We start from the raw sequence: 24,305 nt of genomic DNA on the forward strand, positions 1-24,305 counted from the left end.
CGGGTCAGTCGGCGGCGGTCACGCCTTCTTGGTGGGCGATGGCGGCGGCCTGGGTGCGGGTGGTGGCGCCGAGTTTGGCCAGGATGTTGGAGACGTGGACGCTGGCCGTCTTCTGGCTGATGAAGAGGCGTTCGCCGATCTCGCGGTTGGATCTGCCGGCCGCGACCTGGGCGAGGACCTCGCGTTCGCGGCCGGTCAGGGCGTCGAGGACGCTCGCCGCCTCCGGTTCGGCGGATTCGTGGACGGTGAAGCGGGCGCGGCGGCCCAGCAGGTCGAGGGCCTGGCGCAGGGGCGCGGCGCCCAAATGGTCGGCGACGGCGACCGCCTTCTCCCACTCGGCGCGGGCCCGGTCGCGGTCGCCCCGCTCCAGGAGGGTCTCGGCGAGGCGACGGCGGATGCGGGCCTGCTCGTAGACGTAACCGCCCTCGAACGCGGCCAGGGCGCGCTCCCACACCTCGGGTGTCGCGGTGCCGTTCAGGCGGTGCCATTCGGCCTCGGCGCGGGCCAGCCAGCCCTGGCCCTCCGGGCCGAGACCCGTTCGGGCGCCCACGGGGCCGTGGGTGGCGGCGTAGCGGGCGCGTTCGGCGAACTCGGCGCCGCGGGCCCTGGCGGGGTCGCCGGGAGGCAGGTCGGCGAGGGCGGCCAGACCGGTGGCGGAGATGCGGATCAGGCCGGAGTCGTGGGGCTGCTGCACGGCCACGACCGCGTCGACGTGGCCGAGCGCCTCGTGCGGGTCGCCGCGCCACAGGGCGAGCTCGGCGGCCATGCCCCGGGCCATGTAGGTGACCAGGTCATCGGCGCCCCAGAAGGGCTCCAGCCAGCGCAGCCGCTCGGCCGCCACCGGGCGGCCCCGGCCGACCTCCACGAACAGGGCGAACGACGACAGCAGCGCCTCGGGCGGGGTGCCGACGCGCACGCCGAACATGGCGGCCCGCTTCTCGGCGGCGTCCCAGTCGCCGTCGGCGAAGGAGATCAGGTAGCGCAGGAACCGCAGGTCGGTGCCGAACGTGCTCCACATCAGGCCGTTCTCGCGGGCCACCTGGAGCCCTAGCTCCGTCGACTTGGCCGCCGCGTCGAGGTCGCCGCGCTCGTATTGCAGCCGGGCGAGGCTGAACTGCGCCCGCAGATGACCGGAAAGTGAACCGGAGGTCTTCGCCGCCGCCATCGACAGCAGCTCCTCGGCCCGGTCGAGGTCGCCGAGCGCCTCCTGCAGGAGGCCGAGGGAGACCAGCGCCACGGTCTCGGCGTCGGCCGAGCCGGTGCGGCGGGCCACCGCGAGGGCGCGGTCGGCGGCCTCGCGGGCGTCGTCGATGCGGTCGACGGCCCACAAAGTGCGGGCGTGGGTGGCCAGGGCGCGGGCCAGCATCGGCGTCTCGGGGCCCTGGTCGACGGCTTTGACGGCCGTCTCGGCGACCTCGGCCATGCCGGCGAAGTCGTCGCCGTCGGCCTGGTACCAGGCCAGGCGCTCGTTGGTCTCGGCCACCAGCTGGGGTTCGGTGACGATCTGGCGCAGCCGCCGCAGGTGGGCGATGGCGCGGTGGTTGTCGCCGCTGTCGGCCGCCGCCGCGGCGCTGTCGAGGATGAGCCGGATCCGGGTCGTGGCGGTGATCGCCTCGGCGTCGGGGACCTGCTCCCACACCTCCAGCGCCCGGTCGAAGTGGCGGTGGGCCTCGGCCGGGGCGCCCATGCCGACCGCCCGCCGGCCCGCCTCCAGCGAGGTGATCAGCGCGCCGCGCACGTCGTGGGCGGCCGAATAGTGGTGGGCCAGCTCGGCGGCCCGGCCGCCGGAGGCGGTCAGCAGCGCCGCGAACTCCATGTGGAGGCGGGTGCGCTCGCCCGGCAGGAGATCGTCGTAGACCGCCTCCTGGAGGAGGGCGTGGCGGAAGTCGTAGCCGATGTGCTGGTCGACGGTGAGCAGCCCGCGCGAGACGATCTCGCGCAGCGCCTCCTCCAGCGGGCCGTCGGCCAGCCCGGCCACCGCGCGCAGCACGTTGTGGTCGACCCGCCGCCCCGCCACGGCCGCCACCCGGAGCACCTGCTGGGCGGTGTCGGACAGCCCTTCGACCCGGGCCATCAGCAGGTCGGCGAGGGTCGCGGGCAGCCGGTCGCCGCTCGCGCCGGCCTGGAGCAGCTCCTCGGCGAAGAACGGATTCCCGCCGGCCCGCCCGACGACGCCGCCGATCAGCCCGGCGTTCCCGCCGCCCAGAGCGGTGAGGTGGGTGGCCATCGCGTCGTCGTCGAGCGGCGGCAGCTCCACCGGCACGACCAGCGGCAGCCGCTGCAACTCGGCCAGCACCGGCCGCAGCGGATGGCGGCGGTGCAGATCGTCGGTCCGGTAGGTGCCCACCAGGACGACGCGCTCCCGCTGCAGCATGCGCGTGAGGAAGACCAGCAGGTCACGGGTGGAGTGGTCGGCCCAGTGGAGGTCTTCGAACACCATCATCGTCGGCGCCCGGTCGGCCAGCTCGCCCAGCAGGCCCAAAGTCGCGCCGAACAGCCGCTGCTGCGCCAGCGCCCCGCTCAGCGCGTCGGACCCGCCCGTGTCGGCCCCCGGCAGCAGCCGCCGCAGGACCGGCCGCGACTCCAGGGCGGCGGCGGCGTCGGGACTGCGCAGCGCGTCGGCGAGCGGCAGATAGGGGAGCGCGTCGCCCAGTTCGGCGCACTGGCCCACCAGCACCGTGAAGCCGCGCTCGCGCGCGATCGCGGTCAGCTCGCGGACGATCCGCGTCTTGCCGATCCCCGCGTCGCCCCCGACGAGCGCCACCCCGGCCATCCGGCCGACCGCAGCGTCGAGCACCCGGGACAGCCGGTCGAGCTGGAGCGCCCGCCCCACGAGCCCGTTTTGTGTCTTTCGGCCCACCACGCTGCGAGTATGGCACGTCACCCCGACAGATCCCGGAGGCCTTGATCCACGGCGCGCTTTTTGTCGTCCGGCGGGGCTAGGGTGCGGCGCGTGACCGAAAGATGGAGTCGAGACCAGGTGCTGGCGCTCGCGCCCGACGCCGCCTCGCAGAAGGCGGCCGGCGGGGTGAGCGCGCCCAGGAAGTGGTCCGCCATGGGGGTGTCCGGAACGGCGCTGTGGGGCGAGTGCGCCGGATCCGGGTCCAAGCCCTACCAGGCGTGCGTCGATCTTTCCGAGCCCGCCTACCGCTGCAGCTGCCCCAGCAGGAAGTTCCCCTGCAAACACGCGCTGGGCCTGCTCCTGCTGTGGTCCGCCGACGGCGTGCCGCCCGCGGCCGAACCGGCCCCCTGGGTGGCCGAATGGTTCGCCCAGCGGACCGCCCGCGCCGAGAAGGCCACGGAGAAGGCGGCCGAGAAGGCCGCGAAAGCGCCTACAGCGAAGGACGCCGAGAAGGACGAGAGCCGGGTCAGGCAGCGTGAGGAGCGCGTCGCGGCGGGCCTGGCCGAGCTCGAACGCTGGCTGTCCGACCAGGTGGCGAGCGGCCTGGCCGACGCCCGCCAGACCGGCCTGGCCGAGTGGAGCGACCTGGCCAAGCGCCTCGTCGACGCCCAGGCGCCCGGCCTCGCCGGGACCTTCACCGGCCTCACCCGCGTCTTCCGCGACGAGAACTGGCCGGGCCGCCTGCTGGGTGAATACGCCATGGTCCACCTGCTGGCCGTGGCCCACCGCCGGGCCGCCGAGCTGCCCGGCGACCTGCGCGAGACGGTCCGCCAGCGGGTCGGCTACCAGGTCGCCAAGGAGACGGTGCTGGCCCTGCCGCCGATCCGCGACGAGTGGCAGGTCATCGCCCGGCGCGACGAGGAGCGCGACCGGCTGCTGTCGCGCCGGGTCTGGCTCCACGGCCGGGCGACCGGTCGGGTGGCGCTCGTGCTGTCGTTCGCCCCGCCGGGCCAGCCGCTCGACGCGTCGCTGGTTCTCGGCACCCGGATCGACGCCGACGTCTCCTACTACCCGGGCGCGGCCCCGCTCAGGGCGCTGATCGCCGACCGCTACGGCCCCGCCGTCCCGGCCAGGACGCCGGCCTCGGGGGTCGAGGTCGAGGGCGTGCCGCAGGTGATCGCCGACGTGCTGACCCGCGACCCGTGGACCGAGTCGTGGCCGCTGGTCATCACCGGGGCGCGGGTGGGCCGCGACGGCAAGGAGTGGTGCCTGCTGGGCGGCTCGGGCCAGGGGCTCCGGCTGCGCCCGTCGGCCGGCGACCCGTGGAGACTGATCGCCGTCTCGGGCGGCCGTCCGGTGACGGTGGCCGTGGAATGGACCCCTGACGGCCTGCGTCCCCTCACGACGTGGGACGAGAACGACGAGGTGGTGGTGCTGTGAGGCTCGATCGGCGCAACGGGTGGAACGAGCTCGTCTCCACCGCTCTCGTCGGGACCGAACGCCGGGGCGCCGACACCCCCTTCGACCTGCTGGAGCAGGCCGCCGCCCAGGTGGTCGCCCGGCGGGCCGGGGAGCGGCCGGGCGGCGGGAGCCCGCTCGACGAGGCGCCCGCCGACGGGACGCCCCCGGTGCCCGGTCCGGCCGCCGACCGGCTGGCCCGGCTGCTCGGCGGTGAGTTCCCCCGGGTGCTGCCCGAATGGCTGGAGCTGGCGGCCCGCAGGTCGCTCCGGGTCCCGGCCCGGCTGCTGCCGCAGCTGCTCGCCGCCGGGGCCCGCGACAGGTCCATCCGGGCCGACCTCGCCGTCGTCACCGGGGCGCGGGGCCGCTGGCTCGCCGGGCTCAACCACGAGTGGGGCTACCTGCTGCAGGAGAGCTCCGGGGCTCAGGAGAGCCTCGACCACGGGCCGTGGGAGTTCGGCACCCGCGGCGACCGCCAGACCTTCCTCGCCGCGCTGCGGGCCGCCTCGCCCGGCGACGCCAGAGACCTGCTGGAGGTCACCTGGGCCAAGGAGAACCCCGACGACCGGGCCGTGTTCATCGGCGTCCTGGCCCACGGGCTGACCATGGCCGACGAGCCCTTCCTGGAGAAGGCCCTCGACGACCGCCGCCGGGAGGTCCGGCAGGCCGCCGCCGACCTGCTCACCAAGCTGCCCGACTCCCGGCTCGGCAGGCGGATGGCCGAGCGGGCCGCCGGGCTGCTCACCCGGCGGGGCTCCCGGCTCGACGCGGTGGCCCCGGCGGCGTGCGACTCGGTCATGGAGCGCGACGGCGTCCGGTCCCGGCCGCCCGCGGGCACCGGGCCGCGAAGCTGGTGGCTGCAGCAGGTCATCGCGCACACGCCGCTGGGCTTCTGGCCCGGCCACCTGGGCGCCGACCCGGCCGAGCTGGTCCGGATGACCATCGGCGACTGGGCCAGGGAGATCCACATGGGCTGGATCCGGGCCGCCATCCTGCAGGACGACCCCGCTTGGGCCCGCGCCCTCTTCGACGTCGAACCGCTGACCGACCTGCTGGCAGTCCTGCCGCCCGACGAACGGTCGTGGCGGGCGGCCGAGATCGTCCGGGCCGGCAACGTCGACGGCCAGTTGATCATGATGCTCGGCGGGGTGCCCGGACCGTGGAGCGGCCCGCTGGCGGCGGCCGTGCTCCAGCGGGTCGCCGACATCGCCTCCAGCCAGCCGTGGAACGCGGGCGAGCTGGCCCGCCTGGCGGGCGAACGCCTAGACCCGGCCGGCCACTACGACCTCGACCAGCTGCCCGACATCGGCGAACTGCGGACCGCCGCCGCCCTGCTCCGCTTCCGTTCCGACATGATCAAGGAGTTCTCGTGACGACCCCCACCGTGCTGCGGCCCCACGCGGAAGACCAGTACGCCGACGAACTGGCCGTCCTGGCCAAGCACGACGACCGGCCCCGCCCGCCCGGCTGGCGCCTGTCGCCGTGGGCGGTGACCACGTACATCCTGGGCGACGCCGACCACCCCGGCGGCGTGATCACGCCGAAGTACATCGGGCCGCGCCGCATCGTCGAGGTCGCCGTCGCCACCCTGGCCACCGACCGGGCGCTGCTGCTGCTCGGCGTGCCCGGCACCGCCAAGACCTGGCTGTCGGAACACCTCGCCGCCGCCGTCTCCGGCGACTCGACCCTGCTGGTGCAGGGCACCGCCGGGACCGCCGAGGAGGCCGTCCGCTACGGCTGGAACTACGCCCGGCTGCTCGCCGAGGGCCCCTCGCGGGAGGCGCTGACGCCCAGCCCGGTGATGCGGGCCATGGCCGAGGGGCGGCTGGCCAGGGTCGAGGAGCTGACCCGCATGCCCTCCGACGTGCAAGACGCGCTGATCACCGTCCTGTCGGAGAAGACGCTGCCGATCCCCGAGCTCAACGAGGAGACCCAGGCGGCCAAGGGCTTCAACGTCATCGCCACCGCCAACGACCGCGACCGGGGCGTCAACGAGCTGTCGAGCGCGCTGCGCCGCCGCTTCAACACGGTGGTGCTGCCCGTCCCGGCCTCCGCCGAGGAGGAGGTGGAGATCGTCTCCCGCCGGGTCGCCCAGCTCGGCCGGTCGCTGGAGCTGCCGGAGACCCCGGCGGGCCTGGAGGAGATCCGCCGGGTGGTGACGGTCTTCCGCGAGCTGCGCTCGGGGGTGACCTCCGACGGCCGAACCAAGGTCAAGACGCCCAGCGGCACCCTCAGCACCGCCGAGGCCATCTCGGTACTGACCAGCGGGATCGCCCTGGCGGCCCACTTCGGCGACGGGGTGCTGCGGCCCTCCGACGTGGCGGCCGGGATCGTCGGGGCGGTCGTGCAGGACCCGGTGTCCGACCGGGTGATCTGGCAGGAGTACCTGGAGACGGTCGTCCGCGAACGGGAGGAGTGGCGTGACTTCTACCGCGCGTGCCGCGACGCCGGGTGACCCGGTGACCGTCACCCTGCTGGGCGTCCGCCACCACGGCCCCGGTTCCGCCCGCGCCGTGGCGGCCGAGCTCGCCCGCCTCAAGCCCGACATCGTCCTGATCGAGGGCCCGCCCGAGGCCGACGGCCTGGTCGCCCTGGCCGCCGACCCGGGCATGGAACCCCCGGTGGCGCTGCTGGCCCACGTCCCCGGCGACCCGACGAAGGCGGCGTTCTGGCCGTTCGCGACCTTCTCCCCGGAATGGCAGGCGCTGAGATACGCGGCCGAGGCCGGCGTCCCGGCCCGCTTCTGCGACCTCCCGGCGGCCCACTCGCTGGCGGAGAAGGAGCCCGAGCCGGGGGACGACGACCCCACCCCGGCCCAGGTCGTCCGGATCGACCCGATCGCCTCGCTCGCCGCGGCGGCCGGTTACGACGACCCCGAGCGCTGGTGGGAGGACGCCGTCGAACACCGGGGCGACACCCCCTTCGAGGTGATCGCCGAGGCCATGGCCGCCGTCCGGGAGGGCTACACCCCCGACGAGAGGGAGGCCCGGCGGGAGGCGTACATGCGCCGGACCGTCCGGGTCGCCGTCAAAGAGGGCTTCGGCAACATCGCTGTCGTGTGCGGGGCGTGGCACGTCCCGGCGCTGACCACCATCGGACCGGCCGCCGCCGACGACCGGATCCTCAAGGGCCTGCCCAAGGTCAAGGCCGAGATGACCTGGGTCCCGTGGACCCACGGCCGGCTCGCCCACTGGAGCGGCTACGGCGCGGGAGTCACCTCCCCGGGCTGGTACGCCCACCTGTTCGCCACCCCCGACCGCCCGGTCGAACGCTGGCTGACCGACGCGGCCGGAGTGCTCCGCGACGAGGGGATCCCCGTCTCGTCGGCCCACGTCATCGAGTCGGTCCGGCTCGCCCACAGCCTCGCGGTCGTCCGCGACCGGCCGCTGGCCGGGCTCGCCGAGGTCACCGAGGCCGCGCGGGCCGTCCTGTGCGAGGGCGACGAGCTGCCCGTCGAGCTCATCCAGCGGCGCATGGTCGTGGGGGAGCGGCTGGGCCACGTGCCCGACTCCACGCCCATGGTCCCGCTCCAGCGGCACCTCCGCGAGGAGCAGCGACGGCTGCGCCTCAAGCCCGAGGCGCTCGACCGCGAGCTCGAACTCGACCTGCGCAAGCCGCTCGACCTCGACCGCAGCCGCCTGCTCCACCGCCTCCGGCTCCTCGGCGTCCCGTGGGGCGAACCCCGGCACACCCGGGGGAAGGGCACGTTCAAGGAGGCCTGGGCGCTCCAGTGGCGGCCCGAGTTCGACATCTCGCTCATCGAGGCCGCGCCGCTCGGGGTGACCGTCCCGGCCGCCGCCGTCGCCCGGATCGCCGAGCTGGCCGCCAAGGAGGGGGCCGCGCTGGCCGACCTCACCGGTCTGGTCGAGCGGGCGCTGCTCGCCGACCTGCCGGGGTCGCTGCCGTCGGTGCTGGCCGCGATCGGCGACCGGGCGGCCGTCGACACCGACATCCGCCACCTCATGGCGGCGCTGCCCGCGCTGGTCCGCGCGCAGCGTTACGGCGACGTGCGGGGGACCCCGGCCGAAGGCCTGGCCGTGATCGCCACGTCGCTGCTGGCCCGGATCTGCGCCGGTCTGTCGGCCGCCGTCTCGGGGCTCGACGACGAGAACGCGCGCGGCATGGTCGTCCACGTCGACGCCGTGACCAGCGCGTCGGCGCTGCTCGACGAGGGGCGGGAGCGCTGGCTCGCCGCCCTGCGCGCCCTCGCCGACCGCGCCGGCCTGCCCGGGGTGGTCGAGGGCCGGATCGTCCGCATCCTCTTCGACGCCGACCGGCTCGGCGACGCCGACGCGCGCATGTCGCGGGCCGTGTCGATCGCCCATCCGCCCGCGCGGGCGGCGGCCTGGATCGAGGGGTTCCTGTCCGGCGGCGGGCTGCTGCTGGTCCACGACCCCCGGCTGCTGGCCATGGTCGACGACTGGCTCATGGGCCTGCGCGGCGACGCGTTCGTCGAGGTCCTGCCCCTGCTGCGGCGGACCTTCGGCTCCTTCGCGCCGCCGGAGCGCCGATCGATCGCGAGCCGGGTCCGGTCGGGCTCGGCCACCGAGAAGGACATCGACTACGACGACGACCGCGCCGCCCCGGCCGTGCGGACCGTCATGGGAATCCTGGGGAGCGGCTGATGGACACGCACGACGACGAGCGGGCCCGCCGCTGGCGGCTGGTCCTCGGCGGGGCGGCCGAACAGGCCCCCGGCGGCCTCGGCGGCCTGTCGGGGTCCGACGCCGGCATGGACGCCGCCCTGGCCGCCCTCTACGACCTCGACGGCGACGGCGGCGAGTCGTCGCCCCGCTCGGCCGGGCTGGGCGGGTCGGCGCCCAGGGTGTCCCGCTGGCTGGGCGACATCCGGACCTATTTCCCCTCGACGGTCGTCCAGGTCATGCAGAAGGACGCCATCGACCGCCTCGACCTCAGCCGTCTCCTCCTGGAGCCGGAGATGCTCGAGGCGGTGGAGCCCGACGTCCACCTCGTCGGCACCCTCCTGTCGCTCAACCGGGTGATGCCCGAGAAGGCCAGGGAGTCGGCCCGGGTGGTGGTGCGGAAGGTCGTCCACGAGCTGGAACGCAAGCTCCAGCACCGCACCCGCGCGGCGGTGACCGGCGCGCTCAACCGGGCGGCCCGGACCAACCGCCCCCGGCGTCCGGCCGACATCGACTGGAACCGGACCATCCGCGCCAACCTGAAGAACTACCTCCCCGACCGCAACACGGTCGTGCCGTCGCGGCTGGTCGGCTACGCCCGCAAGCAGCAGTCGGTCCAGCGCGAGGTCGTGCTGTGCATCGACCAGAGCGGCTCGATGGCGGCGTCGGTGGTCTACTCGAGCGTGTTCGGCGCGGTGCTGGCCTCGATGCGCTCGCTGAAGACGTCCTTGGTCGTCTTCGACACGGCCGTGGTCGACCTGACCGACCAGCTCCACGACCCGGTCGAGCTCCTCTTCGGCACCCAGCTCGGCGGCGGCACCGACATCAACCGCGCCATCGCCTACTCCCAGGGCCTCATCACCCGCCCGGCCAACTCGATCTTCATCCTGATCAGCGACCTCTACGAGGGCGGCGTCCGCGCCGAGATGCTCAGGCGGGTCGCCGCGATGACGGCCGCCGGGGTCCAGGTGATCGTCCTGCTGGCCCTGTCCGACGAGGGCGCGCCCTTCTACGACCACGACAACGCCGCGGCCCTGGCCGCCATGGGCGTCCCCGCCTTCGCCTGCACGCCCGACGCCTTCCCCGACCTGATGGCCGCCGCCATCGAACGCCGCGACATCACGGCCTGGGCCGAACGCAACGCTTGACGATTCGGCCGAAGGTCTCATGTCCTCTGGGGCCAGGGCCCGATGCCCGGTACGCTTCCCATCCGTAATGTCCGAATCATGGTTTCTCTCATGACATCCACGTCACCGCCACCGGCCGTCTTCTCGGCCCGTTACCGGGCCCTGAGCACCGGCATCACCGCGCTCATCGTGCTGGTCGCGTTCGAGTACCTGGCGGTCGCGACCGCCATGCCCGAGATCGGCGAGGAGCTGCGCGGCTGGGGCCTCTACAGCCTCGCCTTCAGCGGCCCCGTCGCCGCCGCGCTCGTCGGCACGGTCGCCGGCGGCCGCTGGGGTGACGTCTCCGGCCCCGACAAGCCGCTCTGGACGGGCCTGGCCGCGTTCGTCGCCGGTCTGGTCGTCGCCGGTCTGGCCCCCACGATGGAGATCTTCATCGCCGGCCGCCTGATCCAGGGGCTGGGCGGCGGGATGTTCAACGTCGCCATCTACGTGCTGGTCGCGCGGGTCTACCCGGGCGCCATGCACCCGAAGGTCTTCTCGCTGCTGGCCGCCGCCTGGGTGCTGCCCTCGGTGGTCGGCCCGGCCATCACCGGCACGGTCACCGAGGCGTGGACCTGGCGGGCCGTCTTCCTGGGCGTCGCGGTGCTCGCGATCCCGGCCGCGGTGATCTTCTGGCGGGGGCTGGCCTCCCGGGAGCCCCACCAGCACGAAGAGGAGAAGACGGACACCGGACCGTTCGCCGCGCGGCTCGCCTGGGGCGGGGCCGCGGCGGTGGGCGCGGCGGTGCTCCAATACGGCTCCGACGACCGGAACTACCCGCTGATGGCGGCCGGCCTGATCGTGCTGATGGTCGCGCTGCCGATGCTGGTCCCGGCCGGGACGCTGCGGGCGGCCCGGGGGCTGCCGACCGTCGTCGCGCTGCGCGGGCTGAGCATGGGCGCGTTCTTCGCCGCCGAGGTGCTGGTGCCGCTCATGCTCGTCAAGGAGCGCGGCCTGTCGCTGACCGAGGCGGGCATCGCGCTGACCGGCGGGGCGCTGGCCTGGTCGGCCGGGTCGTGGCTGCAGGGCAAGTACCCGGGCGGCCGGCTGCTGCGGCTGTGGGGCGGCCACCTGCTGGTCGCCGCCGGGATCTCGGTGACCGCGCTCGCCTTCCTGCCCGCCGTCCCGATCTGGGTGGCGTTCATCGGCTGGGTGGTCTGCGGGCTCGGCATCGGGATGATCTACCCGACGCTGTCCGTGCTGGTCCTGGAGCTGTCCCGGCCCGGTGAGGAGGGCAAGAACAGCGCCTCGCTCAGTGTCGGCGAGTCGGGGATGACCGTGGTCGCGGTGGCCGTCACGGGGGCCGTGCTGACCGCGACGGGAGCCTATGCCGTCTGCTTCGCCCTGCTCGTGGTGATGGCGCTGGCGGGGGCGCTGCTGTCCCGGCGTGTCACCATGGAACTCTGAGAACTAGGGGGACCATCTGTGCCGCGTGTCCGTGAGGTCGATGTCTTCAGGCTGGTCCTGCCCTATGGCAGGCGGCCGGAGAGCATCCTGGTCAAGCTCACCGACCACGGCGGGATGGCGGGGTGGGGCGAGGTCGTCCACCCCGATCCCAAGGTCTGGAGCACGCTGGAGGAGAGCCTCGCGCAGATCCTCATCGGGGTCGACTGGGAGACCCCCCACGACCTGCCCGAGCTGGGGTCCGCGGCCGACATGGCCTGCTGGGACCTGGCGACAAGGATGACGGGCGTGCCGCTCGCCCACGCGCTGGGCGGCACCCGCACCTCCCTCATGGCGACCGTCCGGCTGCCGGCCGTCCGGTCGCTGCAGTCGGCCGTCGACGGGGTCAACCGCTTCGTCGGGGCCGGATACGCCCACGTCACCGTCGAGATCCACCCGGGGTGGGACGTCGAGCCGCTCCGCGCGATCCGGGCCGCCTACCCGGCGCTGGCGATCACGGTAGACGCGCGGCGGGCGTACACGGAGATCGGCCAGCTGGAGTCCCTGGCCGGATATGACCTGTCGGGCATCGAGCGGCCCTGCGACGACCTCGACCTGAGCGCCGAGCTCCAGTCGCGGCTGACCATCCCGGTCGTCGTCGAGGCGCGGTCGCTGGCCGAGCTCGACGAGGCGATCGCGGCGCGGGCCGGCCGCGCGCTCATGCTCCGCCCCTCGCTGTTCGGCTCGCTCGCCAGGGTGAAGACCGCCCACGACCGCGCCCGCCGCGCCGGCTGGGACATCACCTGCGCCGACGGCCGCGGCACCGGCCTGGCCCGCGCCGCCACCGTCGCCGTCGCGGCGCTCCCGGGCTGCACCCTCCCGAGCGACGTGACCGAACCGCCCAGGAACGCCCAGATCGTCGACCCGCCGGTCGGCGCGTCGGGAGGAGTGGTCGCGATCCCGCTGACCCAGCCGGGGCTGGGCCACACGGTCGACGAGGAGCGGGTCAGGCGGATGGCCCGCGACAGCTTCGCCCTGCGCTAGAGGCTTCCCTTCCCGCACTCCGCGCGTTGAGGCCGCTCCGTCACGCCTCCGCGTGATGAAGGCTTTCTCCGTTACGGCTCCGCCTGCCGCGACCCCGGCCCCCGCGCCCGGTCCTCACCGCATCCGGCGTCGACCCCCGCTTCCGCCAGGGGCGCGTCACGGCTCGACGGCGGCGCAGCCTTCGGTGATCTTGGGAGGCTTGGCCGGGCCGTGCCCTCCGGTGCCGCCGGAGATCGCCTTGGCGGCGGCGGCGCGGATCATCTCCCAGTCGGGCGCGGCGGTGCTGATCATCGGCGGGACGAACTGGACGCTCGTCACGCCCGCCCGCTTGACCTTGGCCGCGAGCGGCACCAGGTGCTCCAGCATCGGGACGGGGATGTCGGTCTCCAGCAGCCCCTCGGTCGCCGTGGCGATCTCGGTGAAGCGGGTCAGCACCGTGGCGGGCTCGGCCTGGTCGAGCAGGGCCGCGAACACGCACTTCTGCCGCTTCATCCGCGCGTAGTCGTCGGAGAAGGTGCGGGAGCGGGCGAACCAGAGGGCCTGCTCGCCGGTCAGCCGCCGGGTCCCGGCCGGGATGAGGCCCTCGTGGTGGCGGCCGTAGACGACGTTCTGGCCGACGGTCAGCTCCAGCCCGCCGATCGCGTCGATGATCTTGGCGAAGCCGCCGATGTTGACCAGCGTGTACCAGTCGATCCGCATCCCCAGGATCTCGCCGACGGTCTCCTTCAGCGTCTGCGCCCCCATGCCGGTGCGTCCCCCGAACACCTCCGGGTGCTGGTCGGCGTACTCCCAGACCGAGAACAGCAGGTCCTCGCGCGCCCCGCCGGGCCCGGACGGCAGCCGGAAGCCGAACGGGAAGTGGTTGTACATCGGGCTCCCCTCGGGGAACCGGACGCCTTCGAGGTTGCGCGGCAGCCCGAACATCACCGTGTGGCCGGTCCGCACGTCGACGCTGGCCACGTTGATGCTGTCGGTCCGCACCCCCACCCGGTTCCCGGCCAGGTCGCCGCCGAGCAGCAGGATGTTGACCCGCTCGCGCCCGCCGAACGGCTCACCCGCCGGCACCTCGCCCGAGCTCGTGAACAGGCCGTCGATCGTCCGCTGCGACACGGCCGCGTAGTGGGCGGCCAGCCCGAACGGCAGCGCCGACACGACCGCCAGCACGCCGGTCAGCACCCCCGAGACCAGCTGTCCCGGCACCGAGAGGCGGCCCGGCCGCAGCACCACGTAGGAGTGGACGACCAGCACGAACCAGGCCACGCCGAGCGTGCCCGACATCACCGCCACCAGCCCGAGCCGCCCGATCAGCCGCCCGGCCAGGTCGGCCCCCGACATCAGGGCCACCGTGATGACCACCGCCACGCCCGACAGATAGATCGCCAGCACCGACGCGCCGGTCCGCCGCCATCCCGCCCGCAGATGCGCCACCCCCGGGAACAGCACCGACAACGCGACCCATCCGATCACCTGACCTGGTTTCCGCACGCCCATCCCCGAAGAGCTCGATTTAGTGGTCACGGACCGTGTCGCCACGATTACATTGAACCGTCCGAGGGGGCCGAACGCCTTTACCTTCCAGACACCGGCGAGTTCGCAGCCGATTCACCCCGTTCGCGTACCCTGTCGGCTATGTCGGAGGACATCCTTGGCGCGGACTATGACGTCATCACGATCCCCCTGCCGCCCGACGACGAGGGCGAGGTCGTCGCCGCTCTGGTCCGCCGGGTCGTGCCGGGCTCCCGCCGGGCGGTCCTCTACCTCCACGGCTTCACCGACTACTTCTTCCAGGCCCATCTGGCCGACCACTACGTCGGCCAGGGCGTCTCGTTCTACGCGCTCGACCTGCGCAAATACGGGCGGTCGCTGCTGCCGTACCAGACGCGGGGGTTCGTCCGGAGCGTCACCGAGTACTTCCCGGAGATCGACGAGGCCGTGCGGATCATCCGGGCCGATCACGACGAGGTCGTGATCAACGGCCACTCGACCGGCGGACTGGTCGCCGCCCTGTGGGCCGACCGGGTGCGCGGCCGGGGGCTCGTGCAGGCGCTCGTGCTGAACAGCCCGTTCCTCGACCTGAACGTCCCGGTGCTGGTCAGGGGGGTCGCCGACGCGCTGAAGGGGGTGTTCGCGCGGCTGCCCGCCAGGGCGGTGATCCCGCTGGGCGTCTCCACCGTTTACGGCGACAGCATCCACCGCTCCCGCGAGGGCGAGTGGGACTTCGACCTGGAGTGGAAGCCTCTCGGCGGGTTCCCGGTGCACGCCGCCTGGCTGGCCGCGATCCGCCGCGCCCACCACCGGCTGCAGGGCGGGCTCAGGGTCGACGTGCCGGTGCTGGTGCTCTGCTCCGGCCAGAGCCTGCGGGTGAAGGACTTCGCGCCGGAGGTCCGCAGCACCGACACCGTGCTCGACGTCGAGCACATCGCCCGCTACGCCACCCGGATCGGCCACCGCGTGACGGTGGTGCGGGTCGCGGGCGGCGTCCACGACCTGGTTTTGTCGGCCGAGCCGGTGCGCAAGCAGGTGTTCGACGAGATGGACCGCTGGCTGGCCTACGCGCTGCCGGAGGTCCTACCAGGGGAAGCCGAATAGGCCGTAGTAGGCGGCGGTGATCAGCATCAGCGCGGTGCCGCCCAGCACGCCGGTGATCGCGACCTGCTGCCCGCCGGTCGTCTGCCAGCCGTCGCGGAACCCGACCAGCACCGCGCCGGTGGCCCCCACGAGCTGCGCCAGGATGACCACGGCCAGCACCCGCACCACCAGCCATCCGGCCTGGACGGCGGGCCACGCGCCGGCCTGGTTCACCGAGAACAGCACGATCAGCATGATGAACGCCAGCACCGAGGCCAGCAGGGCCAGGCCGGTCCAGATCAGGTGCCGCAGCCGTCGCCGGATCGGCGGCCAGACGCGGGCGTTGGTCTGGTGCTGGAGATCCCGGCCGCGCAGCCGGACGAAGATCTCGGTCACCGGGGCCGCGACGTAGCCGAACGCCGCCAGCGACAGGGTCAGGCCGAGGAAGGTGCTGCCGCCGTACCAGGGCGCGGCGGGCACGTCGCTGGCCTCGAACCGCTGCACCGGTTTCGCCCCGGCCATCTTGACCGGCGACTGGGCGGGCAGGCCGGTGATCCAGTTGGCCAGCGTCGGCAGGTAGTCGGGCACGAACGGCCCGCCGTGCCGGCGCATCGCGTGGTCGGCCCCGGCGAAGAACCGGATCGTGTAGTTGGGCGCGGGCTTGGCGTCGATCAGCGTCTGGGTGCTCTCCACGAACGGGATCGACGGGTCGCCCGTGCCGTAGAGCGCGAGGGTGGGCTGGCGCATGCCGTGGAGGGCGGGCGCGCTGTCGTACCGGAGGAAGTTGAAACCGACGCCGCCCATGGCCCGGGTCAGCAGGTCGCGGACGCCGGTGGGGGCGTGGAGCCGGAGCAGCTGCTCGTTGAGCGCCCAGGCGACCTGGCGCATCGGCGAGACGTTGGGGGAGGAGACCAGCACCGTGTAGGTGATGTCGGGCGTCGCGGACGCCGCGATCGGGACCACCCAGCCGCCCTCGCTGACTCCCCACAGGCCGGTGCGCGCCGGGTCGACGCCGGGCCGCTGGCGCAGCAGCTTGATCATGGTGACCGCGTCGTCGGCCAGCAGCGTGAAGTCGCGGCTGCGGAAGGAGTAGCCGTTGACGCGCTTGTCGTAGGCGAGCGTCACGATGCCGTGGCGGGCCAGCCACTCGGCCTGCGTGGTGAACTCGCCCCGGTCGCCGGACCCCGACCCCTGCACGAACACCATCGCCGGGAACGGGCCTGGCCCCTGGGGGCTGCGGATCGTGGTGACCAGCTCGTCGCCCCGGACCGGCACGGTGAGCGTCTGGGTGGTGATCGGATAGAGGGTCGCGGGGGGCCGCGTCTCGCTCGACGGCTGGGCCGGAAGATCGCGGAACGCGGCCGGCGGTTCGAGCGGCGGCGGGTCGAACGTCGGCGGCGGCAGCAGATAGCCGATCACCGCCAGCAGTGCGACGAGGACACCGGCGAGAACCGTCAGCGTGCCCCGCCCCATGCTCATCAGGCCGCTCCCCGATGGATCATCCATAGTCCGAGTCGTGCCCTCTTCCTTACGATGCCCCCTGGTCGCCAGGTTAAGTCATTACGTGATGACCATGTCTCAGGGGAGGCCCCATTTGTCGGTGGGACCTGTTAGCTTCGTGCGCCATGCGGCTGCTGCACACGTCTGACTGGCACCTGGGCCGGTCGTTCCACCGCGAAAGCCTCCTTTCGGCCCAGGCGGCGTTCGCCGACCATCTGGTCGAGACGGTCAGGGCGGAGCGGGTCGACGCCGTGCTCGTGGCCGGTGACGTCTACGACAGGGCCCTGCCGCCGGTCGACGCCGTCGCCCTGTTCGACGACACCCTACGGCGGTTACGGGGCCTCGGGGCGCACACCGTGATCATCAGCGGCAACCACGACTCCCCGGTCCGCCTCGGCTTCGGCGCCGGCCTGATGGACCGCATCCACCTCCGCACCGACCCCCACCAGGCCTGGGTCCCCGTCGTCGTGAACGACGTCGCCTTCTATGGGATTCCCTACCTGGAGCCCGAGCTCGTCCGCACCCCGTGGGGCCTCCCGGAGCGCACCCACACGGCCGCCATGACCCACGTCATGGATCGCGTACGGTCCGACGCCGCCCCAGCGAAGGTGGTGCTGGCCCACGCGTTCGTCACCGGGGGCGCGGCCAGCGACAGCGAGCGCGACATCAGGGTCGGCGGGGTCGCCCACGTGCCGCTGCGCGTCTTCGACGGGGTCTCCTACACCGCCCTCGGCCACCTCCACGGCCGCCAGACGATGAGCGAGACGGTCCGCTACTCGGGCTCCCCGATCGCCTACTCCTTCTCCGAGGCCGATCACCTCAAGGGGTCGTGGCTGGTCGAGCTGGGCGGCGCGGTGGAGTTCGTGCCCGCGCCGGTGCCCCGCCCGCTCACCCGCCTGCGGGGCCGCCTCGACGACCTGCTCGCCCTGCCGCCCCTCGGCGACTGGATCCAGGCGACCCTGACCGACCCCGTCCGGCCGAAGGCCGCCATGGAGCGGCTGCGGGCCCGGTTCCCCCACACCGTCGACCTCCACTTCGCCCCCGACGAGGCGGCCGAGGCCGCGCCCGCGCGCCCCCGGCTGGCCGGGCGGCCCGAGATCGACGTGGCGCTCGACTTCGTCCGGGAGGTCCGCGGCGAGCCCGCCGACCCCGACGAGCGGCGCCTCCTCGAAGAGGCCGCCATGGCCTGCCGCATCAGGGAGACGATGGCCTGATGCGCCTCCACCGGCTGACGATCTCGGCCTTCGGCTCCTTCCCCGGCACGGAGGAGGTCGACTTCGACCGGCTCGGCGAGGCCGGGCTGTTCCTCATCCACGGGCCGACCGGCGCGGGCAAGACGACCATCCTCGACGCCGTCTGCTGCGCCCTGTTCGGCGTCGTGCCCGGCCAGCGCAACGACGCGCGGTCCCTGCGCTGCGACCACGCGCCGCCGGGCGTCGGCCCGCAGGTCGTGGTGGAGACGACCATCCGGGGGCGGCTGCTGCGGGTCACCCGCTCGCCCGCGTGGTCCCGGCCGAAGCTCCGGGGCGAGGGCACCCGCCAGGAACAGGCGAAGGTGATCGTCCAGGAGTTCAAGGGCGGCGACTGGGCGTCGGTGACGACCCGCCTCGACGAGGCCGGCGACTTCATCGGCGGGCTGCTCGGCATGAACGCCGACCAGTTCGGCCAGGTGGTGATGCTGCCGCAGGGCGACTTCGCGAAGTTCCTGAAGGCCCACGGCGACGACCGCCGCAAGCTGCTGGAGCGCCTGTTCACCGTGCGGGTCTTCACCGACATGGAGAAATGGCTGGCCGACCAGCGCCGCGAGACCGGCCGGGTCGCCGAGCAGACGGCCGAGGAGGTCCGCGCCCGCGCCGACCGCATGCGCGGCGCGGCAGGACCGGACCTGCTGTCCCAGGTGGCCGACTCCGACGACCCCGTCGAGTGGTCGTCGGCCCTGCTCGCCGCCGCCTCGGCCGCCGTCGCCTCGGCCGAGGCGGCCGTCTCCGACGAGGCCCTGCGCATCGCCCGCGACCAGCTGACCGAGGCCCGCGACCTGGCCGACCGGCAGCGCCGCCACACCGCCGCCCGAGTCCGCCGCGACGAGCTGGAGGCCCGCGCCGAGGAACGCGCCGACCTGGAGGTGATCCTCGCCGAGGCGGCCTCGGCCGCCCGCGTGGTCCCCCTGCTCGACCAGCTCTCCGCGCGCGACCGGACCGCCGCCACCGCGTCGGCCGCCTTCGACGCGGGCACGGCGGGCCTGACCGAGACCGACCACCGCCGGGCCGAACGGGCCCGCCACGACGAACTGATCCGCCTGGAGGAGGCGCTCGGCGACGAGGCCCGCCTCCAGGGCGTGATCCGCGAACAGGACCATCTGAACGACGAGATCGTCACCCTGGAGAAGCGCCTCCAGAGCATGGCCGACCGTTTGGAGGCCGCCACCGCCGAACTCTCGGAGGCCGAGGAGCAGCGCGCCGCCGCCACCGTCGCCGAAGCCGCCCTCCCCGGAGCCGAGGCCTTCCGCGACCGCGCGGCGGGCCTGCTGGAGGCGGTCCGCCACCGCGACGCCACCCGGGCCGCATTGGCCGAGGCGACGGCGGTCCGGGCGGCGGCCGGTCATCCGGGCCTGGCGGGGTCCGAGCTCACCGCCCTCGAACGCCACCGGCGCGACGAACTCGCCCGCCTCGACGCGCTCGACTCCGAAGAGGCCCGCCTGTCCGCCCTGCGGGCCGGCCGTGAGGCCGCCGAGACCGAGGCCGCCCGCCTGGCCGGGGTCGAGGCCGAGCTGGCCGACCGCCTGACCACCCTGCCCGGCCTCCTGGCCGAGGCCGCCGCCCGCCTGGCCACCTGCCGCGAACAGGCGGCGGCCCTCCCGGCGGCCCGATCCCGCCTGCTGGCGGCGGAGGAACGCCTGAGCGCGGTGATCCGCCGCGACGAACTCGCCGCCGACCTGGCCACGGCCGAAGACGCCCGCCGTGCGGCGGTCGACGCCGCCCAGGCCGCCGTCGACCGCCTCCACGAGATCCGCCAGGCCAGAATCGACGGCATGGCCGCCGAACTGGCCCTGCGCCTGTCCGAGGGCGACCCGTGCGCGGTCTGCGGCTCTCCCGACCACCCGGCCCCGGCCGAGCCCCGGTCCGAGATGGCCACCGCCGACGACGAGGAGGCGGCCCAGTCCGAGGCCGACGCCACCCAGGCGGCACGGGAAGACGCCGAGGCGGCCGTCGTCCACCTGGGCAACCAGCACGAACGCGCCGCCGACGCCTCCGACGGCCTCTCCCCGGCCGAGGCCGAACAGGCCCGCGAGGAGGCGGAGGCCGACCTGACCGCCTTGGAGTCGGCCGCCGCCCGTGAGCCCGGCCACCGCGAGGAGGTCACCCGCCTGGAAGCGGCCTTGGCCGAGGTCCGCGAACGGGCCGCCGACACCGCCCTCGCGCTCCGCGACCTCCAGACGAGGGAGGAAAACTCTCGCGCCGAGGAAGACCGCCTCACGGTCCGCCTGTCCGCCGCCCTGGACCCGGGCGAGACGGTCGCCTCCCGCCGCACCCGCCTCACCGAGGAGGCCACCGCGATCAGCGCGGCCCTGACAGCGGCCGTCGAGACCACCGCCCTGTCCGACCGCCTGGCCGAAGCCATCCGCCAAGTTACGAGAGCGACAAGAGGCACCCCTCTGGCGCAAGGACCTCAATCCTCTGAGGCCATGCGAGAGGTCACGGATGCGACGCCCAGCACCGGCGGAGCGCCTTCCGCCGGCCATGTCTCCGGCGCGACGACCGTCGGCCCTGCGGATGTGGGCTCCTCGGGCGGGGGCGACGATCAGGCGCATTTGGGTTCTCTGCGCGATGGTCCTGCCGAGACCGGTCTTGCGGGCGACTCCCTGACCGAGACCGGCGTGCGTTCCTTGAGCGCGGGTTCAACGAGGGTTGGGGCAGCCGCTGACCTCAAGGTGAGTGCTCTCATCGATGACCCGGCGGGCTGGGATCCTGCGGTCCGGCCTGACGTCCCCGCGGCGGAGGGTCTCCTGGCCGAGGCCGAGCGAGTGGTCGAGGAACTGGCCGCGACCGTCGGTCGCCGGTTCGCCGCGCAGCAGACCGCTGAGCGCCTGATCGAGGAAGTCAGGAACCTCCGGTCCCAGGAGACCGGCGACACCAACCTGCTCATGGAGACCAGGGCCGCCCGAGGACGGTTCGCTCATGAGGAGCACGAGCTCAGGGGCCGTCTCGACCGGCTGCGCGGCGACGACGCCTCCCTCCACGACCGGGTCACCCGGCTGCGGGCCGAGACCGAGGCCTACCGGCACGCCGCCGAGGTCTCCGAAGCCCTCGCCGAGGCGAAGAGGGAACTGGCCGCCGCCAGGGACACCGCGCTGGCCGCCGCCGTCGACGCCGGTTTCACCGGGCTCGACGACGTGGCCGCCGCCCGGCGGACCCCGGCCGAGATCGACGAGATGGGCCGCCGCCTGCGCGAACTGGGCGACGAGCTGGCCGCCGTGGTCCGCACCCTCGCCGACCCCGAGCTGATGGCCGCCGCCGCGCGGCCGGCACCGGATCTCCCCGCCCTCCAGCAGGCCCACGACGAGGCCGACGCCGCCCGATCGGCCCAGGTCTCCACCCGTGACCGTGCCGTCGCCCGGCTGGCCCAGCTCCGGTCCCTGGCCGACGAGCTCACCCGGGCCCAGGAACGCCGCGCCCCCGCCGACCGCCGCCACCGGCTGGCCCGCCGCATGGCCGAACTCGCCAACGGGACCTCCTCGGACAACCAGTGGGACATGCCCCTGTCCTCCTATGTCCTCGGCGAACGCCTCCGCCAGGTCGCCGACGCCGCCAACGAACGCCTCACCCACATGTCGGGCGGCCGCTACCTGCTCCAATACGACGTCAGGAAGACAGCCGGCCACCGCAGCCGATCGGGCGGCGGCCTGGGGCTGCGCGTCCTCGACGCCTGGACCGGCATCGACCGCGACCCGGCCACCCTGTCGGGCGGCGAGAGCTTCATCACCTCCCTGGCGCTGGCCCTCGGGCTGGCCGACGTGGTCGCGGCGGAGGCGGGCGGCGCCGAGATCGGCACCCTCTTCGTCGACGAGGGCTTCGGCACCCTCGACGAGGACACCCTCGACGACGTCCTCGACATTCTCGACTCGCTGCGCGAGGGCGGCCGGGCGGTCGGCGTCGTCAGCCACGTGGCGGAACTCCGGGTCCGCATCCCGGCCCAGCTCCGCGTCCACAAGGGCCGGGCCGGCTCCACGTTGCGGTGACTCCGCACCTTCGACGACATCCTTGACTCGCTGCGCGAGGAGGGCGGTTGGCGTGGTCAGCCACTTGGTAGAGCTCCGGCTCCGCGTCGCGGCTCAGCTCCGCGTCCGCGAGGGCCGGGCCGCCGTGCCCTCGCGCATGGCCTCGGCGGAACCGCTGACATGAGGCGGAAAACAACTCCGTGAGAGGCCCTTGCTCCAGCGTGTCGTACACGCGTCAGGAGAGGAGCTTGTGGGCGGCGTGTTCGATTTCCTGTTCGCTCAGCAGGACCTGCTCCGCCGCTGCGCCCAAGGGCACGAAGCTGTCCTGGGAGGTCACCCGGGCGATCCGGCCCGTGAAGCCGTTGTCGATCAGTGCGGTCACGATCGCCTCCGACACGCCGCCCGTCCGGCGGGTCTCGTCGGCGATGAGGACGTTGCCGGTCAGTTCGGCCGATCTCATCAGGTCGTCGATCGGCAGGGGGGAGAGCCAGCGCAGGTCGAGGACCCGGCACTTCTTCTCCTCCTGGGTGAGCCGGACCGCCGCGCGCAGGCTCATCCGCAGGCCGTTGCCGAAGGTCACGATCGTCAGGTCGGTGCCGTCGCCGTAGGAGCGTGCCCGGCCGACGGGCACGTGCGTCTCCGCCCACCGCGAGGGCGGCGCGTAGGCCGCCAGCCAGCCGTTGTCGCCCTCGTCGAACAGGTCGCGCGTGTGGTAGAGCGCGATGGGCTCCAGGAAGACGCACACCGTCCCGTGGGAGCGGGCGGTGGCCAGGCAGGTGCGGAGCATCGCGGCCGCGTCGTCGGGGCGGGCGGGGGCGGCGATGACCAGGCCGGGGATGTCGCGCAGCGCCGCGATGGAGTTGTCGTTGTGGAAGTGGCCGCCGAAGCCCTTCTGGTAGGCGAGGCCGGGCACCCGGACGACCAGGGGGTTCCGGTAGGCGCCCTGGGAGAAGAAGCTGAGCGACGACGCCTCGCCGCGGATCTGGTCGAGGGCGTTGTGCAGGTAGGCCAGGTATTGGATCTCGGGGACCGGCGTCAGGTCGGAGACGCCGGAGCCCAGGGCCAGGCCGAGGATGGCCTGTTCGTCGAGGAGGGTGTCGAAGACCCGGTCGGTGCCGAACTGGCGGACCAGGTTGCGGGTGACGCCGTAGACGCCGCCCTTACGGGCGACGTCCTCGCCGAAGACGATCATGCCGGGGTCGTGGAGCATCTGGTCGGCGAGGGTGCGGTTGATCGCCTGGGCGAGGGTGAGGCGGCCCTCGTCCTCGGGGAGGGTCCGGAAGCTCGCCTCGCGGGCGGTCCCGGACTGGGCCGACGCGGTCGCGACGGTGACCGGGTCGCGGGGGGAGAGGGGGGCGGTGATCTCGCGGGCGCTGGTCAGCTTCGGGCGGCGGGAGGCCTCCACGGCGAGCTTGAGCACGTGGTCGCGCTCGGCCTCGTACCGGGAGAGGAGATCCTCCGGCGTCTCCAGGCCGGCCTCCACGAGGAGGCGGGCAGTGGCCACGAGCGGGTCGTGGGCGAGGTCGGCGGCGATCTCGCGGCGGGTGCGGTAGCCGATCTCGACGTCGGAGCCCGCGTGGCCCATCAGGCGGACCGTCTTCAGGTGCAGGTAGGCCGGGACCCGGTGCTCGCGGGCGTGGGCGGCGGCGCGCAGGGCGACGTCGTAGGTCTCGGCGACGTCGGAGCCGTCGGCGAAGAAGTACTCGATCAGGCCCTGCCGCGACGCCTCGACCCAGCCGGGCGGGGTGCGGACGCTGATGCCGAGGCCGTTGTCCTCGCAGACGAAGAGGATCGGCAGCGACAGGCCCCGGTAGGTGCCGTAGGCCGCCGTGTTGAACCCCGACAGCGCGCTGGCGTGGTTGACCGACGCGTCGCCGAAGCTGCAGACCGCGATGGCGTCGGCGGGCCACCGGGTGGCGGAGCCGAGCAGGCGGGCGCGTTCGATGGCGAAGGCGACGCCGACCGCGCGGGGGAGGTGGCTGGCGATCGTGGAGGTCTGCGGGATGACGGCCAGCGCCGGGTGGCCGAAGACCTTGTGGCGTCCGCCCGCGATCGGCTCCTCAGAAGAGGCGGCCAGGCCGAGCAGGATGTCGCGCAGGCCCTCGTTGGCGACCCGCCCGGCCTGCGCCGACCGGGTCAGGTAGAAGGCCCCCGACCGGTAGTGGAGCAGGGCGGGGTCGGTCGCCCGCACGGCCAGGGCCACGGCGGCGTTGCCCTCGTGGCCGGCCGAGCCGATCGTGTAGTGGCCGAGCTCGTTCTCCCGCAGCCAGCGCGCGGCCACGTCGCAGAGACGGCTGGCGAGCTGGGCGTCGTACACCCGCATCGCCTGGGTTCCTGTCAGGGATGAACCGGGACGGACCGGAAGCTCCGGGTCTCCCTTCGCCTCCGGGGGGCGAAGCGCCCCGACGACCTCGGCGAAATGCGTCTCAACAGTGTCCCGCGCCACATGCCCGATTATGTCGCCACCTCGCGGGTGCCGTCCTGTC

Annotated in this window: 14 protein-coding genes; 10 read left to right on the forward strand and 4 right to left on the reverse strand. The window is 73.8% G+C overall.

All coding sequences use genetic code 11. The annotated features are described in order from the left end of the window. Positions 1-4 precede the first annotated feature (4 nt). The gene (locus tag AW270_RS07940) at positions 5-2,863 is read right to left on the reverse strand and encodes a helix-turn-helix transcriptional regulator (RefSeq protein WP_245674606.1); all 2,859 of its coding nucleotides are present in this window, start codon (positions 2,861-2,863) and stop codon (positions 5-7) included. Between the two features lie 90 nt (positions 2,864-2,953). Between AW270_RS07940 and AW270_RS07945 the strand changes: the two genes are divergently transcribed. The 7 genes from AW270_RS07945 (at position 2,954) to AW270_RS07975 (ending at position 12,536) form a co-directional block, all read left to right on the forward strand. Next, positions 2,954-4,282 carry an SWIM zinc finger family protein gene (locus AW270_RS07945; RefSeq protein ID WP_061292439.1) on the forward strand — a complete coding sequence of 443 codons (1,329 nt, stop codon included), beginning with the start codon at positions 2,954-2,956 and terminating at the stop codon, positions 4,280-4,282. Next, positions 4,279-5,673, forward strand: a complete 1,395-nt coding sequence (locus AW270_RS07950) for a DUF5691 domain-containing protein (RefSeq protein WP_061292294.1) — start codon at positions 4,279-4,281, stop codon at positions 5,671-5,673. The genes AW270_RS07945 and AW270_RS07950 overlap by 4 nt, the downstream gene beginning before the upstream one ends. Next, the gene (locus tag AW270_RS07955) at positions 5,670-6,755 is read left to right on the forward strand and encodes an ATP-binding protein (protein ID WP_061292296.1); all 1,086 of its coding nucleotides are present in this window, start codon (positions 5,670-5,672) and stop codon (positions 6,753-6,755) included. The genes AW270_RS07950 and AW270_RS07955 overlap by 4 nt, the downstream gene beginning before the upstream one ends. Then, positions 6,721-8,925, forward strand: coding sequence for a DUF5682 family protein (locus AW270_RS07960; protein ID WP_157521755.1), 2,205 nt, complete (start codon positions 6,721-6,723; stop codon positions 8,923-8,925). Before AW270_RS07955 ends, AW270_RS07960 begins: the two co-directional genes overlap by 35 nt. Continuing rightward, a complete protein-coding gene (locus AW270_RS07965) occupies positions 8,925-10,091 on the forward strand; it encodes a VWA domain-containing protein (RefSeq protein ID WP_061292300.1) in 1,167 nt (388 codons plus the stop codon). The genes AW270_RS07960 and AW270_RS07965 overlap by 1 nt, the downstream gene beginning before the upstream one ends. A gap of 90 nt (positions 10,092-10,181) precedes the next feature. Continuing rightward, the gene (locus AW270_RS07970) at positions 10,182-11,516 is read left to right on the forward strand and encodes an MFS transporter (RefSeq protein WP_245674607.1); all 1,335 of its coding nucleotides are present in this window, start codon (positions 10,182-10,184) and stop codon (positions 11,514-11,516) included. An 18-nt stretch (positions 11,517-11,534) separates the two neighbouring features. Further along, positions 11,535-12,536, forward strand: coding sequence for an enolase C-terminal domain-like protein (locus AW270_RS07975; protein WP_061292302.1), 1,002 nt, complete (start codon positions 11,535-11,537; stop codon positions 12,534-12,536). A 156-nt stretch (positions 12,537-12,692) separates the two neighbouring features. Here AW270_RS07975 and AW270_RS07980 read toward each other — a convergent pair whose 3' ends face one another. After that, positions 12,693-14,003, reverse strand: coding sequence for an LCP family protein (locus AW270_RS07980; RefSeq protein WP_061292303.1), 1,311 nt, complete (start codon positions 14,001-14,003; stop codon positions 12,693-12,695). Positions 14,004-14,165: 162 nt separating this feature from the next. Here AW270_RS07980 and AW270_RS07985 point away from each other — a divergent pair, with 162 nt between their 5' ends. Next, positions 14,166-15,125 (forward strand): alpha/beta hydrolase, encoded by a 960-nt coding sequence (locus AW270_RS07985; protein WP_061292304.1) that lies wholly within the window; start codon positions 14,166-14,168, stop codon positions 15,123-15,125. Here the strand turns inward: AW270_RS07985 and AW270_RS07990 are convergent. Next, positions 15,105-16,583, reverse strand: coding sequence for an alpha/beta hydrolase family protein (locus AW270_RS07990; RefSeq protein WP_061292306.1), 1,479 nt, complete (start codon positions 16,581-16,583; stop codon positions 15,105-15,107). The genes AW270_RS07985 and AW270_RS07990 overlap by 21 nt on opposite strands. Positions 16,584-16,729: 146 nt before the next feature. Between AW270_RS07990 and AW270_RS07995 the strand changes: the two genes are divergently transcribed. Together AW270_RS07995 and AW270_RS08000 are read left to right on the forward strand one after the other, a co-directional pair. Continuing rightward, positions 16,730-17,818 carry an exonuclease SbcCD subunit D gene (locus AW270_RS07995; RefSeq protein WP_061292308.1) on the forward strand — a complete coding sequence of 363 codons (1,089 nt, stop codon included), beginning with the start codon at positions 16,730-16,732 and terminating at the stop codon, positions 17,816-17,818. Then, positions 17,818-21,840: an AAA family ATPase gene (locus AW270_RS08000; protein ID WP_061292310.1), complete on the forward strand. Its 4,023-nt coding sequence runs from the start codon at positions 17,818-17,820 to the stop codon at positions 21,838-21,840. Before AW270_RS07995 ends, AW270_RS08000 begins: the two co-directional genes overlap by 1 nt. Before the next feature lie 214 nt (positions 21,841-22,054). Here the strand turns inward: AW270_RS08000 and AW270_RS08005 are convergent, their stop codons facing one another. Continuing rightward, the gene (locus AW270_RS08005; RefSeq protein WP_157521756.1) at positions 22,055-24,142 is read right to left on the reverse strand and encodes a thiamine pyrophosphate-dependent enzyme; all 2,088 of its coding nucleotides are present in this window, start codon (positions 24,140-24,142) and stop codon (positions 22,055-22,057) included. Positions 24,143-24,305: the final 163 nt, after the last annotated feature.

The organism is Herbidospora cretacea (genome assembly GCF_001570605.1).
Lineage (GTDB): Bacteria > Actinomycetota > Actinomycetes > Streptosporangiales > Streptosporangiaceae > Herbidospora > Herbidospora cretacea.

What these genes read in the sequence shown, in the direction of transcription:
- AW270_RS07965 (WP_061292300.1), top strand. Translation starts at nt 8,925, where the DNA reads ATGGACACGCACGACGACGAGCGGGCCCGCCGCTGGCGGCTGGTCCTC.
- AW270_RS07970 (WP_245674607.1), top strand. Translation starts at nt 10,182, where the DNA reads ATGACATCCACGTCACCGCCACCGGCCGTCTTCTCGGCCCGTTACCGG.
- AW270_RS07985 (WP_061292304.1), top strand. Translation starts at nt 14,166, where the DNA reads ATGTCGGAGGACATCCTTGGCGCGGACTATGACGTCATCACGATCCCC.
- AW270_RS07990 (WP_061292306.1), bottom strand. Translation starts at nt 16,583, where the DNA reads ATGAGCATGGGGCGGGGCACGCTGACGGTTCTCGCCGGTGTCCTCGTC.
- AW270_RS07995 (WP_061292308.1), top strand. Translation starts at nt 16,730, where the DNA reads ATGCGGCTGCTGCACACGTCTGACTGGCACCTGGGCCGGTCGTTCCAC.
- AW270_RS08000 (WP_061292310.1), top strand. Translation starts at nt 17,818, where the DNA reads ATGCGCCTCCACCGGCTGACGATCTCGGCCTTCGGCTCCTTCCCCGGC.
- AW270_RS08005 (WP_157521756.1), bottom strand. Translation starts at nt 24,142, where the DNA reads ATGCGGGTGTACGACGCCCAGCTCGCCAGCCGTCTCTGCGACGTGGCC.